The 16,062-nt window shown below is 41.0% G+C and carries 17 protein-coding genes and 1 pseudogene; 15 read left to right on the top strand and 3 right to left on the bottom strand.

What is annotated here, in order from left to right; translation table 11 throughout:
* From E2R31_RS09955 to E2R31_RS03310, 10 genes and pseudogenes are all read left to right on the top strand, one after another.
* Window positions 1-99 (top strand): annotated as a pseudogene (locus E2R31_RS09955) (CPBP family intramembrane glutamic endopeptidase); the annotation flags it as partial.
* 71 nt (window positions 100-170) lie between these two features.
* Window positions 171-1,397, top strand: coding sequence for an MFS transporter (locus E2R31_RS03350; RefSeq protein WP_132972817.1), 1,227 nt, complete (start codon window positions 171-173; stop codon window positions 1,395-1,397).
* A 185-nt stretch (window positions 1,398-1,582) separates the two neighbouring features.
* Window positions 1,583-2,185 (top strand): hypothetical protein, encoded by a 603-nt coding sequence (locus tag E2R31_RS03345; RefSeq protein ID WP_132972815.1) that lies wholly within the window; start codon window positions 1,583-1,585, stop codon window positions 2,183-2,185.
* Between the two features lie 143 nt (window positions 2,186-2,328).
* Complete coding sequence (locus tag E2R31_RS03340) at window positions 2,329-3,024, top strand: AzlC family ABC transporter permease (protein WP_132972813.1); 696 nt, start codon at window positions 2,329-2,331, stop codon at window positions 3,022-3,024.
* Window positions 3,014-3,337 (top strand): AzlD domain-containing protein, encoded by a 324-nt coding sequence (locus E2R31_RS03335; RefSeq protein ID WP_000253910.1) that lies wholly within the window; start codon window positions 3,014-3,016, stop codon window positions 3,335-3,337. Before E2R31_RS03340 ends, E2R31_RS03335 begins: the two co-directional genes overlap by 11 nt.
* Window positions 3,338-3,439: 102 nt before the next feature.
* On the top strand, window positions 3,440-4,285 hold the full coding sequence (locus E2R31_RS03330) for a transporter substrate-binding domain-containing protein (RefSeq protein ID WP_125398529.1): 846 nt from the start codon (window positions 3,440-3,442) through the stop codon (window positions 4,283-4,285).
* Between the two features lie 154 nt (window positions 4,286-4,439).
* Window positions 4,440-5,294, top strand: coding sequence for a MetQ/NlpA family ABC transporter substrate-binding protein (locus tag E2R31_RS03325; protein ID WP_132972809.1), 855 nt, complete (start codon window positions 4,440-4,442; stop codon window positions 5,292-5,294).
* Between the two features lie 118 nt (window positions 5,295-5,412).
* Window positions 5,413-6,786 carry a M20 family metallopeptidase gene (locus E2R31_RS03320; RefSeq protein WP_132972807.1) on the top strand — a complete coding sequence of 458 codons (1,374 nt, stop codon included), beginning with the start codon at window positions 5,413-5,415 and terminating at the stop codon, window positions 6,784-6,786.
* Window positions 6,779-7,840: a methionine ABC transporter ATP-binding protein gene (locus E2R31_RS03315; protein ID WP_132972805.1), complete on the top strand. Its 1,062-nt coding sequence runs from the start codon at window positions 6,779-6,781 to the stop codon at window positions 7,838-7,840. Before E2R31_RS03320 ends, E2R31_RS03315 begins: the two co-directional genes overlap by 8 nt.
* Window position 7,841: 1 nt before the next feature.
* On the top strand, window positions 7,842-8,534 hold the full coding sequence (locus E2R31_RS03310) for a methionine ABC transporter permease (protein WP_000137510.1): 693 nt from the start codon (window positions 7,842-7,844) through the stop codon (window positions 8,532-8,534).
* 28 nt (window positions 8,535-8,562) lie between these two features.
* Here the strand turns inward: E2R31_RS03310 and E2R31_RS03305 are convergent, their stop codons facing one another.
* The gene (locus E2R31_RS03305; protein ID WP_132972803.1) at window positions 8,563-9,132 is read right to left on the bottom strand and encodes an MptD family putative ECF transporter S component; all 570 of its coding nucleotides are present in this window, start codon (window positions 9,130-9,132) and stop codon (window positions 8,563-8,565) included.
* A 133-nt stretch (window positions 9,133-9,265) separates the two neighbouring features.
* On the opposite strand from E2R31_RS03305, the gene E2R31_RS03300 reads away from it, so the two are divergent.
* From E2R31_RS03300 to nrdI, 5 genes are all read left to right on the top strand, one after another.
* Window positions 9,266-9,880, top strand: a complete 615-nt coding sequence (locus E2R31_RS03300) for a YesL family protein (RefSeq protein ID WP_132972801.1) — start codon at window positions 9,266-9,268, stop codon at window positions 9,878-9,880.
* The gene (locus tag E2R31_RS03295; RefSeq protein ID WP_131199978.1) at window positions 9,858-11,528 is read left to right on the top strand and encodes a sensor histidine kinase; all 1,671 of its coding nucleotides are present in this window, start codon (window positions 9,858-9,860) and stop codon (window positions 11,526-11,528) included. The genes E2R31_RS03300 and E2R31_RS03295 overlap by 23 nt, the downstream gene beginning before the upstream one ends.
* Window positions 11,529-11,540: 12 nt before the next feature.
* Window positions 11,541-12,827: a response regulator transcription factor gene (locus tag E2R31_RS03290; RefSeq protein WP_132972799.1), complete on the top strand. Its 1,287-nt coding sequence runs from the start codon at window positions 11,541-11,543 to the stop codon at window positions 12,825-12,827.
* Between the two features lie 60 nt (window positions 12,828-12,887).
* Window positions 12,888-13,421, top strand: coding sequence for an ABC transporter permease (locus E2R31_RS03285; protein WP_125398523.1), 534 nt, complete (start codon window positions 12,888-12,890; stop codon window positions 13,419-13,421).
* A gap of 77 nt (window positions 13,422-13,498) precedes the next feature.
* Window positions 13,499-13,969, top strand: coding sequence for a class Ib ribonucleoside-diphosphate reductase assembly flavoprotein NrdI (gene nrdI / locus E2R31_RS03280; RefSeq protein WP_125398522.1), 471 nt, complete (start codon window positions 13,499-13,501; stop codon window positions 13,967-13,969).
* Window positions 13,970-14,053: 84 nt separating this feature from the next.
* On the opposite strand, the gene E2R31_RS03275 is transcribed toward nrdI, so the two are convergent.
* Together E2R31_RS03275 and E2R31_RS03270 are read right to left on the bottom strand one after the other, a co-directional pair.
* Window positions 14,054-15,316 carry an NRAMP family divalent metal transporter gene (locus tag E2R31_RS03275; RefSeq protein ID WP_132972797.1) on the bottom strand — a complete coding sequence of 421 codons (1,263 nt, stop codon included), beginning with the start codon at window positions 15,314-15,316 and terminating at the stop codon, window positions 14,054-14,056.
* A 197-nt stretch (window positions 15,317-15,513) separates the two neighbouring features.
* Window positions 15,514-15,759, bottom strand: a complete 246-nt coding sequence (locus E2R31_RS03270) for a MarR family transcriptional regulator (protein ID WP_132972795.1) — start codon at window positions 15,757-15,759, stop codon at window positions 15,514-15,516.
* Window positions 15,760-16,062: the final 303 nt, after the last annotated feature.

Below are 16,062 nucleotides of genomic sequence, written 5' to 3'. Positions count from 1 at the left end.
ATATTTGCAGTCTTATTTAGAGCAACAAAGTCCATTTATTGGCCTATTGGACTGCATATAGTTTACAACGGCATTGGTCAGATTTTACCGTTGCTGTAATTTTAGGTGCTCAATAATACCGGTCTATCTTGCGGGGGAAAATTTCCCATTTGAACTAAAAAGGAGTTGCGATGAAAGTATTTATTCAAAATAGAGATTTTAGGCAATTAACCATCAACCAGTGGATTTCAACGGTTGGGGATACGATTTTTTATCTTGCTTTTTTGAATTATGTGGCAGATGCTTCGTTTGCCCCCTTGGCAATTTTACTCATCACGATTTCAGAGACTGTTCCTCAAGTTCTGCAAATCTTTATGGGAGTTTTGGCTGACTTTCAACATCATCGCGTTCTAAAGTATACGGTTATTAGTTTTGTCAAATTTGTACTTTATTCTATAGTGGCACTTTCGCTTTCAGGGCAGTCCTTTTCCTTATGGCTCGTATTCTTTATTTGTTTGATGAACCTCTTGTCGGATACATTGAGTTATTTTTCAGGAGCCATGCTAACTCCTATTTTTATAAGAATCATTGGGAAAGAACATCTGACAGAAGCCATTGGCTTTAAACAATCAACAGTTAGTTTAGTTCGGACAATCAGTAATATTCTAGGAGGGATTTTACTAGGAATTCTTTCCATTCAGTTTATTTCCTTGCTAAACGCTCTTACATTTCTGATAGCATTTGTAGGTATTCTCTTCATAAAAAATGATCTTTTGAAAGTTGAAAAAACAATTAGCTATCAAGAAGGTCTTTCTGTAAAATCGTTTTGCCAGCATTTGTTCCAATCATCGAAATTGATCTGGAATATGGATAGAGTGATCTTCATTTTATTTATCGTCTCTATCAGCCAAGCTGTGATTAATGTCACTGTTCCTATTTCGACTCTTTTTTTAAGGAACCAACCGTTTTTGAATTTACAAACTGGTCAATCTCTTGCTTTGTTATCAACACTAGAATTATCAGCACTTATTGTCGGAAGTCTTGTGAGTGGCTATCTGAAAAATACGATTTCTATAAAAACAGCTCTATACGCTTCGGTCGTCATCCAGTTATTCCTTTTAGTAGGATTTGCCACAGTTCATTTTGGCTTGATTCTGCTTTTCAGCTCCTTGGATGCCTTCATCGCAGGTATACTCTCTCCTAGATTGCAAGAACTCGTCTTTAAACAAATACCTGAGGAGTCAATGGGAGCGGTTCAATCCTCTATTGGTGCTATTACGGTTGTTTTACCAAGTCTATTCACAATCGTTTTCGTAACGATTGCTACAAGTTTTGGAACCCTAGCGGTCAGCTTTATTCTATTGCTATTACTCCTAACCGCATTTGTCATGCTCTTGAATATTCGTGAGAGCATTTAGTAGGGATTTCTGATTTAACTTTTGTTCATACGATAAGGCTGGCTTCCCAGTCTTTTTCTTATTATGGCGGTTTGTTACTGACCATTGCTCAATTTAAAATAAAAAGAAGCAATTTTAAAATCTAATCACGGAATCCGACTCTATCAAAGTTTGTCAGTCTGAGAGTTTTTTAGTATAGTAGGTATATGAGAAACAAAATAATAAACAGTCTGCTTGCTCTTGGAGCTTTCCTCATGCTTTTAACAGCTTGCCAGAATGTTAAAAAGACACAACTGGTCTTGTTTGAATCCCTTTCATTCAATATGTCCCTTAAATCCTTTGAAGAAGTGTTTGGAGAGGCTAGCGAAGTAGTGGAGGAAACAGAGATGGCCTATCGAGATACTTGGCGTGCTGAAGACCCTTATTTCTATAAAACGGGACGTCTTTTCTATGATTACGAAAATATTGCTTTGAATGGTTATACAGGTCGAGCAAGATTCACATTTTCAAAATCGCATCGCTTGGAAGAAGCGACAGCTCATATTCCTGTAGCTTCAAAAGGGGAGCAATATGTAGTGCTCAACAATCTATCCCATACTATAAAAAAAGAAATTGAAGCTCTTCCGAATTTTCAATCTGTAACTACCGAGACGGTAGGACTATACGATGACGGCTATCGCTATAAAGTCAAGTTGAAAGGACAAAGTAGAGAATTTTGGATCGATGTTTATCCGACAGAAGATGAAGATGCTAAAGAAATTGAAGATAAAAAGTATACTATTCGGGTGGATCAGTTTAGGATGCATTAATAACACTCATGGGATTTCAGCATTTTTTACTAGCTCTAAGTTTCAAACTCTAAACTTTTTTCTCTTCTTTGAATATGTTATAATAGTCCGTGCTGTGGCTGTGACCATGAACAGCCTCAAACGAAGAAAATAAGAGGAGAGAGATGAAAGAAAAAGGATTTTGGGAGGGTGTTCAGGCGGCTATGCCGACTGCCCTTGGCTATGTTAGTATCGGTCTAGCTTGCGGGATTATCGGCGCTCCCCATGTGACACCTGTTGAGATGGGCCTGATGAGCCTATTTGTTTATGCTGGGAGTGCCCAGTTTGCCATGTTGGCATTGATTGCGGTCCAAGCGCCTGTGGCGGCCATTGCCATGACGGTCTTTTTGATCAACTTGCGTCTCTTCTTGTTGAGTCTGCATGCGTCGACTTATTTCCGTCATACTAGTCTCTGGCAAAATATCGGCATGTCCAGTCTCCTGACAGATGAAACCTATGGGGTTTTGATGGGAGAATTAGCCCATACAGACAAGGTCAATCCTATGTGGATGCATGGGAACAATCTCAACAGTTATGTAGCCTGGTTTATTGGAACAGTGGTGGGAACTGCTTTAGGTGGCCTTCTTCCAAATCCTGAGGTCTTTGGATTAGATTTTGCCCTGGTTGGGATGTTCATCGGAATTTTTGCTTCGCAATTCCAGATTATGCAAAGACGGATTCCTGTCCGCAATCTGCTCATTATCCTAGCAGTTGTTGCGGTGTCTTTCTTTTTCCTCTTGACAGTAGTGTCCCAGTCGCTAGCTGTTCTTTTTGCGACTTTGCTAGGTTGTACCATGGGGGTGTTCTTAGATGGTCAGTAAGTATATTTTAATGGCAATCGTCTTTTCTGGATTGGTGACTTGGATTCCTCGTATGATTCCTTTCATCTTGGTCAAGTACAAGGGTTTGCCAGCTATCGTTGAGCGTTTTTTGAAGTTTTTACCTGTTTCCATTATCTTTGCCTTGATCCTTTCAAGTGTGGTGTCAGGTAAGGTTGGAAGCCTTCCTCAAATCAAATGGCTAGACTTTTTAGCAGTCTTTCCAACGGCTTGGGTAGCCTTTCGCTACCGCAATCTAGTGGGTACGGTTCTTTTTGGGGTTGTCTTGATTGCAGTCTTGCGTCTGGTCTTTTAATCAGCTATAAGAAAAACCTATCACCGAGATAGGTATCATATAATGGCGAAAAAAAATATTTTCTGTTAAGATAGTACAGTATTCTATTTTGGAGGAAATGACATGAAAAAAATCGTCAAATATTCATCTCTTGCTGCCTTAGGACTCGTTGCCGCAGGTGTGCTAGCAGCTTGCTCAGGTGGAGATAAGAAAGATAGCGCATCTAGCGAAGCAGCAACACCTGGTAAGAAAGAAATTGTTGTAGCGACCAACGCTTCACCAAAACCATTTAACTATGAAGACAACGGTGAGTTGACTGGTTATGAGATTGAAGTAGTTCGTGCTATCTTTAAAGACTCTGACAAATACGATGTCAAGTTTGAAAAGACAGAGTGGTCAGGTGTCTTTGCGGGCCTTGACGCTGATCGCTACCAAATGGCTGTGAACAATATCAGCTATACCAAAGAACGTGCTGAAAAATACCTTTATGCAGCTCCAACTGCTAAAAATCCTAACGTTCTCGTTGTAAAGAAAGACGATAACAGTATTAAGTCTCTCGATGATATTGGTGGAAAATCTACTGAAGTCGTTCAAGGAACAACAACAGCTAAACAACTGGAAGACTATAACAAACAACACGCAGACAACCCAACGGTTCTTAACTACACCAAGGCTGATTTCCAGCAAATCATGTCTCGTTTGAGCGATGGTCAGTTTGACTACAAGATTTTTGATAAAATTGGTGTGGAGACAGTTATCAAAAATCAAGGTTTGGACAACTTGAAAGTGATTGAGCTTCCAAGCGACCAACAACCTTACGTATACCCACTTCTTGCTAAAGGTCAAGATGAGTTGAAATCATTTGTGGACAAACGTATCCAAGAACTCTACAAAGATGGAACTCTTGAAAAATTGTCTAAACAGTTCTTCGGGGACACTTACCTCCCAGCAGAAGCTGATATTAAATAGTCGTATGAAATCATCCAGTCTGAGAAAGGCGGATGATTTCTCAATTTTCAGACATATAGTTTTAAACTATATGTCTGCCTATCTAATAACAATTTGCGAAATCAAATAAAGTATGAGATACTATTACGGTATTATTTTTAAAGGAGATAGAATCATGAAAATCAAAAAATGGCTCAGTGTAGCAGCTCTTGCTACAGTCGCAGGTTTGGCTCTTGCAGCTTGCGGAAATTCAGAAAAGAAAGCGGACAACGAAACAGTTGTTAAAATCGCAACAGTTAACCGTAGTGGTTCTGAAGAAAAACGTTGGGATAAAATCCAAGAATTGGTTAAAAAAGACGGTATTAAATTGGAATTCACAGAGTTCACTGACTACTCTCAACCAAACAAGGCAACTGCTGATGGTGAAGTAGACTTGAACGCCTTCCAACACTACAACTTCTTGAACAACTGGAACAAAGAAAACGGAAAAGATCTTACAGCGATTGCAGATACTTACATCTCACCAATCCGCCTTTACTCAGGTAAAAATGGAGAAGAAAACAAGTACACTAAAGTGGAAGAAATCCCAGATAAGGGTGAAATCGCTGTACCAAACGATGCAACAAACGAAAGCCGTGCGCTTTACTTGCTTCAATCAGCTGGTTTGATTAAATTGGATGTTTCAGGAACTGAACTTGCTACTATCGCAAACATCAAAGAAAATCCAAAGAACTTGAAGATTACTGAATTGGATGCTAGCCAAACAGCTCGTTCATTGTCATCAGTTGATGCTGCCGTTGTAAACAATACTTTCGTTACAGAAGCAAAATTGGACTACAAGAAAGCACTCTTCAAAGAACAAGCTGATGAAAACTCAAAACAATGGTACAACATCATCGTTGCGAAAAAAGATTGGGAATCATCACCTAAAGCTGATGCCATCAAGAAAATTATCGCAGCTTACCACACTGATGAAGTGAAAAAAGTTATCGAAGAAACATCAGACGGTTTGGATCAACCAGTTTGGTAATAAGACACAGGGAGGTGGGAGAGAGTTCCCACCTCTTGCTTTTGTATAGAGAGTTGATTTTAAAGAAGCACTTGCAGTCGTTCCAAGGACACAAGTACATAGTAGAAAGAGAGAGAAAATGGTTTTTCCTAGCGAACAAGAGCAGATTGAAAAATTTGAAAAGGATCATGTGGCCCAGCATTATTTTGAAGTCTTGCGCACCTTAATTTCCAAGAAATCAGTCTTTGCCCAGCAGGTTGGACTCAAGGAAGTCGCAAACTATTTGGGTGAGATTTTTAAGCGTGTAGGGGCTGAAGTGGAGATTGATGAGAGCTACACGGCGCCTTTTGTCATGGCGCATTTCAAGAGTTCGCGTCCAGATGCCAAGACCTTGATCTTCTATAATCACTATGACACTGTGCCAGCAGATGGCGACCAGGTGTGGACAGAGAATCCTTTTACCCTTTCTGTGCGAGATAGTTTTATGTATGGACGTGGTGTTGACGATGACAAAGGCCATATCACAGCTCGTTTGAGTGCTTTGAGAAAGTATATGCAGCACCACGATGACCTACCTGTCAATATTAGCTTTATCATGGAAGGGGCAGAGGAGTCTGCTTCCATGGATCTAGATAAGTATTTAGAGAAACACGCAGACAAACTTCGTGGGGCGGATTTACTAGTTTGGGAGCAAGGAACCAAAAATGCCTTGGAGCAGTTAGAGATTTCTGGCGGAAACAAAGGGATTGTAACCTTTGATGCTAAGGTGAAAAGTGCTGATGTGGATATCCACTCGAGTTATGGTGGAGTTGTGGAATCAGCTCCATGGTATCTTATCCAGGCCTTAAGTAGCCTACGTGCAGCAGATGGACGTATCTTAGTAGAAGGCTTGTACGAGGATGTTCAAGAGCCAAATGAACGAGAACTAGCCTTGGTAGATACCTATGCCCAACGCAATCCTGAGGAAATTAGTCGTATTTATGGCTTGGAATTGCCTCTCTTACAAGAGGATCGTGCCGCCTTTCTCAAACGATTCTTTTTTGAACCAGCCCTTAATATCGAAGGGATTCAGTCAGGGTATCAGGGGCAAGGGGTTAAAACGATTTTGCCAGCAGAAGCTAGTGCCAAGCTAGAGGTTCGTTTGGTTCCTGGCCTAGAACCGCATGATGTTCTGGAAAAAATTCGGAAACAGCTAGACAAAAATGGCTTTGATAAGGTAGAATTATACTATACCTTGGGAGAGATGAGCTATCGAAGCGATATGAGCGCGCCAGCCATTCTCAATGTCATCGAGTTGGCCAAGAAATTCTATCCTCAGGGCGTATCAGTCTTGCCGACCACAGCGGGGACAGGACCTATGCATACGGTCTTTGATGCCTTAGAGGTACCCATGGTGGCCTTCGGTCTAGGGAATGCCAATAGCCGAGACCACGGTGGAGATGAAAACGTGCGAATCGCCGATTACTACACCCATATTGAATTAGTAGAGGAGCTGATTAGAAGCTATGAGTAGAGATATTATCAAGTTAGATCAGATCGATGTGACTTTTCATCAAAAGAAGAGAACCATCACAGCGGTCAAGGATGTGACCATTCACATCCAAGAAGGGGATATCTACGGAATCGTAGGATATTCTGGAGCAGGGAAATCCACTCTTGTCCGGGTGATTAACCTCTTGCAAAAGCCATCTGCAGGGAAAATTACCATTGATAACGACGTCATTTTTGACGGTAAGGTGACCTTAACGGCAGAGCAGTTACGTCGCAAACGTCAAGACATTGGGATGATTTTCCAGCATTTCAACCTGATGAGTCAAAAGACAGCAGAGGAAAATGTGGCCTTTGCCCTTAAACACTCTGGACTAAGTAAGGAAGAAAAGAAAGCAAAAGTAGCTAAGTTGTTAGACTTGGTTGGACTTGCAGATCGTGCAGAAAACTATCCTTCCCAACTATCTGGAGGGCAAAAACAGCGTGTGGCGATTGCGCGTGCCTTGGCCAATGATCCAAAAATCTTGATTTCAGATGAGTCAACCTCTGCCCTTGACCCTAAGACAACCAAGCAAATTTTGGCTTTATTGCAAGATTTGAACCAAAAATTAGGCTTGACTGTTGTCCTGATTACACACGAAATGCAGATTGTCAAAGACATTGCCAACCGTGTGGCGGTTATGCAGGATGGGCATTTGATTGAAGAGGGCAGTGTTCTTGAAATCTTCTCAGACCCTAAACAACCTTTGACCCAGGACTTTATTTCAACAGCTACAGGTATTGATGAAGCCATGGTCAAGATTGAGAAGCAAGAAATCGTAGAACATTTATCTGAGAACAGTATTTTAGTGCAGCTCAAGTATGCAGGGGCTTCGACAGACGAACCACTTTTGAATGAATTGTACAAACATTCCCAAGTAACGGCCAATATCCTCTATGGGAATATCGAAATTCTCGATGGTACTCCCGTTGGAGAATTGGTTGTGGTCTTGTCAGGTGAAAAATCAGCACTAGCAGGTGCTCAAGATGCCATCCGTCAGGCTGGTGTCCAGTTAAAAGTATTGAAGGGAGGACAGTAAAATGACAGAGTTGATTCAAACTTATTTACCAAATGTCTATAAGATGGGCTGGTCTGGTCAGGCAGGTTGGGGAACAGCCATTTACCTAACTCTTTATATGACAGTTCTTTCCTTTATCATCGGAGGGTTCTTGGGACTCGTGGCAGGTCTTTTCCTTGTCTTGACAGCGCCAGGTGGTGTCTTGGAAAATAAGGTCGTTTTCTGGATTTTGGATAAGATTACCTCTATTTTCCGTGCGGTTCCCTTTATCATCCTTTTGGCTATCTTGTCACCACTTTCTCACTTGATTGTCAAGACTAGTATTGGGCCAAATGCAGCCCTTGTTCCACTTTCTTTTGCGGTCTTTGCCTTCTTTGCCCGTCAGGTGCAGGTGGTCTTGGCTGAACTGGATGGCGGTGTCATTGAGGCTGCGCAGGCCAGTGGAGCGACTTTCTGGGATATCGTGGGTGTTTACCTATCAGAAGGTCTTCCAGATCTGATTCGTGTGACGACTGTGACTTTGATTTCCCTTGTTGGTGAAACAGCTATGGCGGGAGCGGTTGGAGCAGGTGGTATCGGTAACGTAGCTATCGCTTATGGATTTAACCGCTACAATCACGATGTGACCATCTTGGCAACCATCATTATCATTCTGATTATCTTTACAATCCAGTTCTTGGGAGATTTCTTGACCAAGAAATTAAGTCATAAATAAAAAGAGCCGAAGGGCTCTTTTTTAGTGATTAGATTTTGTGTGTAAACTTTTTACTAATGGTTTGCCCAAGTAAAGCACCAATCAAGGCACCAAGGAGAATACTTGCGACAAAGAGAAAAATTTTGTCTAACTCTGGAGCGACCATGATACGGTCAATGTATTCTTGGGATTTTCCACGAGCGAGGAGAGTTGCTTCGTAGGATGCAGGATTGATCCACATGAGGAGGATGGGACCACTTGTGCTGAAAGCAAAGACGAGGAAGGAGAAAAGATTTTTAATCTTATCCTGATAGTGGCCGAGGCGAGCGGTGGCATCTGCTGCAAGACCGCAAGTGATAGCTGGTAGAAAGGTACCAGCGCCGTGTTTACTAGCTAGGAAAAAGAGAGCCATAAAGAATCCGAGAGTAGTAATGGCGCCAAAACGAGGAACCTTTGCTAAAAGAAGCATGTAGACGCTCCCTCCAACAAGGGCAGAAAAGGCAGGCGCATAGAACATATTGCCCGTTGAGTCGACCAGGTGTCCAAGTAATACTCCAATTCCTAGACAGAGGAAGTAGAGAACGACGGCTAAGAGGGTAGTTAAGATATTTTTCTTCATGAGAATCTCCTTATATAAATCTGTCAAAATCAATTGTAGCACGCTTTTAGAGGATTGTAAATGGGTGCTCCATGTTTTTGAAAACGTTTGAAATATGATATAATAGTTACATAGTTGTTTTAAGGAGGATATTATGGGAAAGTTTCTAGAATTCGTCTTTAATCGTTTCTTTTTAGGAATGATTGCGACGGCTTTTTTCTGGTTATTCACACTAGCAGGAGGTGTAGTCTTTGGTTTGGCACCAGCTAGCGCAACTCTTATGAGTTTATATGCGGAGCACGGTTATACTTACCGAGCTTATAGCTTGAAAGAAGCTTGGGAATTGTATAAGAGTAACTTTGTCAAGAGCAACCTAGCTTTCTACAGTTTTGTACTTGTGGATCTAGTCTTAGTCTATGGTTTGTACCTTTTGGTTCAATTGCCCCATCAGACTATCTTCCATCTCTTGGCGACCTTTCTCAATATCCTTGTTGTTGCCTTTGTTTTTTTGGCTTATACCGTTTCATTGAAACTCCAAGTCCACTATGAGCTCTCTTATCGAAATACTGTAAAACTCGCTCTTATCGGGATTTTTATGAATTTGCCGGCAATTGCCAAGGTTTTATTTGGTACGGTTATGCTTATAGGAATTGGTTACTATATGCCCGCCTTGCTTTCCTTCGTAGGAATTGGTATGTGGCATTTCTTTATCAGTGATATGTTGGAACCTGTATATGAAAGTATCCATGAAAAATTGGCGACAAAATAAAATGAAGCCGTTCTGGCTCCACTCGCTCTTGCGCATATATACCTTGGTGATGATTGTCATCATTGCAAGTTTTGCGGTCATGCTCTCCTATGCTGACTGGAGTTCCCGTGAAAAAGAAGCCCAACGAGTAGCTCAACGTGTGACCACTCGGACAGTGAGTGAGATTGAATATTACCACAGGGAGTCGACTCAGCTAGCGCAGGAACTGGTTGAAAATCGAGCACGGATAGAGGGGATTTACAAGTATTTTAGTCTCAGTACATCGGATTATTTTTACTGGCTGTTGCAACGCAAAGCGTCTCCCTATGTCTCAGTATCCTTGTATGAAAACATTGATGATTTGTATGTAAGAAATGACTTTGTGACAGGTGTTGCAATTGTTTTGCAAGACTACAAGGAAGTCTACGTTTCTACTAGAGAGAAACGTAGCGGGGAGAAAATTCTTGCTGAGGATTTCAAACCAGCAGCCAATAGTTTTGCCATACCAGTACTTGATCCTAACTCCGATCAGTCTCTAGGTGTTATCTACATTTCTTTATCGCAGGATGTACTTTACCAAGCAATTGATAATACTCGCGGTCTGATTCCTGTGGCCGTGACGATCACCTCCCCTTTTGATACTGAATTGTTTCATATAGGAGAAAATGTAGTAGCTGAACGGGAAAATTGGATTGTAGGTTTGACATCACACGGCTATCAAGTCCAATCAGCAGTTCCAAAGAATTTTGTTCTTACTGGGACTTTAACTAGTTCTGCTGTCATTGTTGGTTTGAGTGGTCTCTTTATTATTATTTTATATGTGACCTTGAGGCAGACCTTCTCCAATTACCAAAGGCAGGTTGTGGATCTGGTCGGGTCTATCGAGGTGATTGCTCAAGGAGAAGAAGGCCTTCGAATCGATACCTCTAAAAAAGACCAAGAGTTGCTCCTCATCGCAGAAACCACCAATGATATGTTGGATCGACTGGAAAAAAATATCCATGATATCTATCAGCTAGAGCTCAGTCAGAAAGATGCCAATATGCGGGCCTTACAAGCTCAAATCAATCCTCACTTCATGTACAATACCTTAGAGTTTCTGCGCATGTATGCCGTCATGGAAAGCCAAGATGAACTGGCGGATATTATCTATGAATTTAGCAGTTTACTACGCAATAATATCTCCGATGAGCGGGAAACGACGCTGAAGCAAGAATTAGAATTTTGTCGCAAATACAGCTATCTCTGTATGGTGCGTTATCCAAAGTCAGTTGCCTATGGTTTTAAGATTGCACCCGAATTAGAAAATATGAGGATTCCCAAGTTTACGCTCCAGCCATTGGTCGAAAACTACTTTGCCCACGGTATTGATCACCGTCGAACAGACAATGTGATCAGTATCAAGGTTTTGAAGGGCCAAGGTTTTGTTGAAATCCTAGTAGTAGACAATGGTCGCGGGATGACTGCTGAGAAACTAGCTAGCTTGCAAGAAAAACTAACTCAGAGAAGTTTTGAGCACGAGGCAAGCTATAGCGGAGAGCGACAATCAATTGGAATAGTCAATGTACACGAACGCTTTGTCCTCTATTTTGGGGATCGCTACCAAATCAGTGTCGAGTCAGCTGAGCAAGAAGGTGTTCGTTACCGTATTACTATTCAAAATGAATAGAAAGGAAGGGAAATGTATAAAGTTTTATTAGTAGACGACGAGTATATGGTGACAGAGGGGCTCAAGCGATTAATCCCCTTTGAAAAATGGGATATGCAAGTCGTCGCAACAGCCAATCATGCTGATGATGCTTTAGACTATGTCAAGGAAAATCCAGTAGATGTGATCATTTCCGATGTCAATATGCCAGATAAGACAGGGCTTGAGATGATTAAGGAAATGAAGGAGCTGCTTCCAGATACCTATTATATCTTGCTGTCTGGTTATCAGGAATTTGACTACGTCAAAAAAGCAATGAATCTTAGTGTTGTAGATTATCTGGTCAAGCCAGTGGATAAGGTGGAGTTGAGTCATCTATTAGAAAAAATTGCGCGACAGCTTCAAGAAAAGGTGGAGCAAAGCCAAACTCTCAGCCAAGAATTGGATGAAGAGGGCTTTGTCAACTCCTTAGCAAGTAAAGACAGCTGGTGGATAGGTCTTTCAAAGGAAAAGCAAGGCTCTTTCACTATTCCTTACTATGTTTTAGGTCAAGACTGGCAGATTTTTATCTCTGATCAACCACTAGATGGAATAGTAGTAACGCCTTTTGTAGCACCCTACCAACAAGCTTTTGAAAAATGGAAGATCAACGCAGAAAAAGCCCTCTTTTACGGTTCTGTCAATCTAGAAAAATCCGAGAGTTTGTTTGCTTATTATGAACCGATTTATCGGGTGATTATCCAAGGAAATATCAATCAAATCATCGAAGAATTGACCCTACTGGAGAAGGTTGTCTTAGAGAACACACCGCGCGTGGCTATCACCAAACAGCTCTTTACTCAGTTTGTCATGGATGTCTTCCACTTGTTTGAGCACTTAAAAGCGGATGATATGACCGAGATTGTCAAAGCCATCCATGCTATTAACTCCTTTAAAGAATTGGTTGCCTACATCAAAGCAACCTTGACCAAGTTCTTTGGCCAGTATCGTATGAATGAAAACGTAGTGAGTGTTCTTGAAGTCATTGGACGTGATTATCAGAAAGAGCTCTCGCTTAAGGATATCAGCAAGGATCTCTTTATCAATCCTGTCTACCTCGGTCAGTTAATCAAGCGAGAAACCAACTCAACCTTCGCAGAATTGCTCAACAAACAGCGGATTAAGGCAGCGCAACAGCTCTTGCTTTCAACTAATGATAGTATTGAAGATGTTTGCTATGCTGTTGGTTACAGCAATGTTGGATATTTCTACAAGGTTTTCCGTAAATTGTGCGGAAAATCACCAAAAGCTTACCGCAAACAAGTCGAAAGTTCCCTGTAAAACTTGTATTTACGTGCAAAAAATGCTATAATGTCCAAAATACCTTAAGGAGGAAAAATTATGAAAAAGAAACCTATTTATCTTTGGGTTTTATTAGTCCTATCAGCATTGATTTCAGCTATGTCTTTGTTTGGAATACTAAGTCCAGTACCTAGTAAAGAAGCACTAGGTGCCAGTCAAGCACAAGTACAAGGCATTAGCGCTCAGCAGCTGGAGGATACGATTAATTATCTACATAAGACAGCTGAATTATCGCATTCGACTGTTAACATCGTTTTGATTATTTTATCTGCGATTTTAGTAGTCGCAGGTATTGTGCTCTTGGTTCGTAATCATTTGCAATATGCAAATTATGCTTACATTGCTTATGTTTTGCTTGCCATTGTTGGTTCGATTTATACTTATATGGGTATGCAAGATGCTGTACAAGCCATCCGTGATGAAACTTTGCGACTAGGAACAGAAGTCCTTGGAAAGGGAACAACGATTTTATTTGTTGTTATCAATGTCCTCTTCCTTGCCATTGTTTTTTACAAGATGTGGCGTCAACAAAAAGATTTGTCTGAGGAAGTCGAAACAGAAGAGCTCGCATAAGAGTTGACAAAAGGGAACTATCAAGTTACAATCTTGTTAGTTCTTTTTATATCGTAAACATAAAAATCGAGGTTAACATGAAAAAAATATCCTTAGTGTATATCAGTTTGAGTGGGAATACAGAGAGTTTTGTAACCCGACTTAAGGACTATCTCTTGTCCCAGTACGAAGGGATTGAGGTCCAAAAAATCCATATCAAGGATCTGGTCAAGGAAGGTCAAGAATTCTTTGAAATGGAACATCCCTATATCGCTTTCTTGCCGACCTACCTAGAAGGTGGGAATGGTGTCGATAACGGCGATGTCGAGATTTTAACAACTCCAGTGGGTGATTTTATCGCCTATGGGGACAATGCTAGTAAGTGTTTTGGGGTAGTGGGATCTGGTAATCGCAATTTTAACAATCAATACTGCTTAACAGCCAAGCAGTATAGTCAGCGCTTTGGCTTCCCGGTCCTAGCAGACTTTGAAATGCGTGGCATGCTGGGAGATATAAAAAAAGTCGCAGCGATTATTGCGGACTTATATGGATTGGATTCAGAAAGTTAGAATCGTTCAAGTAGGCAGTTGGATTTTCTCAACTGCCTTTTGAATGCAAAAAAAAGCACCCAGACGAGGGTGCTGCTTTGTGAACTATCCTGCTTTTCCGATGGCAAGTGCATAGATAAAGAAGATAGCAAATCCAAAGAGGAAAATCAATCCTGCGATAGCGAGGAGTTTTAGCCAAGAAGGAAGATTTTTATTTTCACCTGTGACCAACACATAGTTCAAAAGGGCAAAGAATGGTGTTGTAAGAAAAGATCCAATCATGGCAAAGCGGAGCATGGTTGAAACTTGACCGGCAAAGAACTTGATGATGACGATACCAATGATAGCTGTGATGGTCATCCAGATGTTCAAAGATTTACGATTATCCTCTTTTTGATTTGCTAAGAGTTGAAGGGAGGCCTGGTTGACACGTGAATAGCCATCGATGACAGTAATGACTGTCCCAAAGATACAGAGGAAAGCGATGAAGGTAATCAAATATCGAGACCATTCGCCAAGGACAGAGGCATACATGCCCACAAATTGCGAGATGTATTTGGCAGAAGCAGCTTCAACCGCTTGCCCTGTAGGATATTGAATGAGTGCTCCTAGTGCCACAAAGAATACAGCTAGGATACCAGTCCCAATGTACCCAACGTTAAAGTCGAAAAGAGCATCCGCTGTATTAAAGTTAACGGTCTTTTTCTTTTCAGCAGACCAGAGTGAGTTGATGGCTGAAATTTCAATAGGGGCAGGCATCCATCCTAAGAGGGAAACGATAAAGGGGAGTGCCGCCATTTGCCAAGGTGTTTTCTCGATAAAATCAGAGCTGTATTCTGGATGCTTAATTGCTGCAATGATAACTGCAAGAACAGTTGCAATGGTTAAAGCAGACATGATCCATTTGGCCATACCATCCAATAGTTTGTAGCCCCCAAAGAGTAGCATGGCCCAAATGACTGCAACAAGGATAAGGGACCATTGAGTGATGCTAAGACCAATCATTGGAAAGGCGCTAGCAATGATAGCTGAGCAAAGGATAGCAACTCCGGCTGTATTGACCATAGCAGAAAAGACATTGAGGATAAAGAAAATCCAGAGATAGAGTTTTCCTTTTTCGGCATAGCCTTCGACTAAGGTTTTGCCAGTGTCTGCAGTATACTCGGCACCAAAACGGAAAAATGGATATTTAAAGACATTGGCCAAGATAACTAAGAGAAGCAGCGACCAACCATAAGAACCACCAGCTTGAGTGGAGGACACAATGTGAGAACCTCCAACGGCGGCAGAAGCCATCAGAATTCCTGGTCCCATTGCCTTTAGTTTGCTTGCCCAGGTTGACTGGTTTGATAACGTAACTTGTGACATAATAAACACTCCTATTTTTGAATTTTCAGAATAATCTGAATAGATAGCTACTATTCTACAAGAAACTTATGAAAAATGCAAGAGAATTTTTGAAAAATTTAGAAAATTTCAGAAAAATCATATGAAAGATATGATTATCACAAGGAAATGGTATTGATGGGAGTAAAAAAACCGAGAAAAAAACTTCTCGGATTCCCTTATTTCAATTGCTCAGTGATTTCCTTAGAAAGCAGGAGTCCCAAACGGTAACCTTTATTGATGTAGTCAATCACATCATTGATATTTTCCGTTGTTTGGATCCTTTCGCGTATGTCTGTTTTGAAAACTTCGTCCTTCAGAAGCTGTTCCTGAAGGAGTTGTTGAAGTTTTTCTTTTTCGTATTTATTGATGAGAAAAAGAACGACAAGACTGATAAGAACTAAGATATAAGCATACTGGCTCATAAAATCTCTCCTGGTTTGATAAAAAAGTTGATGGTATAAGAAAAGCGAAAGAAATTTTCGCTTTTCAACTAAGTGATTAGACTAGCGGAACAGGTATCCGACAGATAAAACAAGACGGTCTTGACCTTTAACTGAAAAGTCCGTCCAATTCTAATGAAGACTAGTAAAGCGTTTAGGCAATTCGCCATAGTTACGACGTATTGTAATAGAAATCGATGTTATTTCTATTACAATACTAGTGAAGCAGTTAGCTAGTTCGCATATAAGCGGCTAGCGTCTAACAATTAGGAACTTTAGTTCCAA

This window comes from Streptococcus downii (genome assembly GCF_004353325.1).
Lineage (GTDB): Bacteria > Bacillota > Bacilli > Lactobacillales > Streptococcaceae > Streptococcus > Streptococcus downii.
Note: the sequence above shows the minus strand (reverse complement) of the source record. Positions and strands in the feature narration are given on the sequence as shown.

What these genes read in the sequence shown, in the direction of transcription:
- E2R31_RS03350 (WP_132972817.1), top strand. Translation starts at nt 171, where the DNA reads ATGAAAGTATTTATTCAAAATAGAGATTTTAGGCAATTAACCATCAAC.
- E2R31_RS03345 (WP_132972815.1), top strand. Translation starts at nt 1,583, where the DNA reads ATGAGAAACAAAATAATAAACAGTCTGCTTGCTCTTGGAGCTTTCCTC.
- E2R31_RS03340 (WP_132972813.1), top strand. Translation starts at nt 2,329, where the DNA reads ATGAAAGAAAAAGGATTTTGGGAGGGTGTTCAGGCGGCTATGCCGACT.
- E2R31_RS03335 (WP_000253910.1), top strand. Translation starts at nt 3,014, where the DNA reads ATGGTCAGTAAGTATATTTTAATGGCAATCGTCTTTTCTGGATTGGTG.
- E2R31_RS03330 (WP_125398529.1), top strand. Translation starts at nt 3,440, where the DNA reads ATGAAAAAAATCGTCAAATATTCATCTCTTGCTGCCTTAGGACTCGTT.
- E2R31_RS03325 (WP_132972809.1), top strand. Translation starts at nt 4,440, where the DNA reads ATGAAAATCAAAAAATGGCTCAGTGTAGCAGCTCTTGCTACAGTCGCA.
- E2R31_RS03320 (WP_132972807.1), top strand. Translation starts at nt 5,413, where the DNA reads ATGGTTTTTCCTAGCGAACAAGAGCAGATTGAAAAATTTGAAAAGGAT.
- E2R31_RS03315 (WP_132972805.1), top strand. Translation starts at nt 6,779, where the DNA reads ATGAGTAGAGATATTATCAAGTTAGATCAGATCGATGTGACTTTTCAT.
- E2R31_RS03310 (WP_000137510.1), top strand. Translation starts at nt 7,842, where the DNA reads ATGACAGAGTTGATTCAAACTTATTTACCAAATGTCTATAAGATGGGC.
- E2R31_RS03305 (WP_132972803.1), bottom strand. Translation starts at nt 9,132, where the DNA reads ATGAAGAAAAATATCTTAACTACCCTCTTAGCCGTCGTTCTCTACTTC.
- E2R31_RS03300 (WP_132972801.1), top strand. Translation starts at nt 9,266, where the DNA reads ATGGGAAAGTTTCTAGAATTCGTCTTTAATCGTTTCTTTTTAGGAATG.
- E2R31_RS03295 (WP_131199978.1), top strand. Translation starts at nt 9,858, where the DNA reads ATGAAAAATTGGCGACAAAATAAAATGAAGCCGTTCTGGCTCCACTCG.
- E2R31_RS03290 (WP_132972799.1), top strand. Translation starts at nt 11,541, where the DNA reads ATGTATAAAGTTTTATTAGTAGACGACGAGTATATGGTGACAGAGGGG.
- E2R31_RS03285 (WP_125398523.1), top strand. Translation starts at nt 12,888, where the DNA reads ATGAAAAAGAAACCTATTTATCTTTGGGTTTTATTAGTCCTATCAGCA.
- nrdI (WP_125398522.1), top strand. Translation starts at nt 13,499, where the DNA reads ATGAAAAAAATATCCTTAGTGTATATCAGTTTGAGTGGGAATACAGAG.
- E2R31_RS03275 (WP_132972797.1), bottom strand. Translation starts at nt 15,316, where the DNA reads ATGTCACAAGTTACGTTATCAAACCAGTCAACCTGGGCAAGCAAACTA.
- E2R31_RS03270 (WP_132972795.1), bottom strand. Translation starts at nt 15,759, where the DNA reads ATGAGCCAGTATGCTTATATCTTAGTTCTTATCAGTCTTGTCGTTCTT.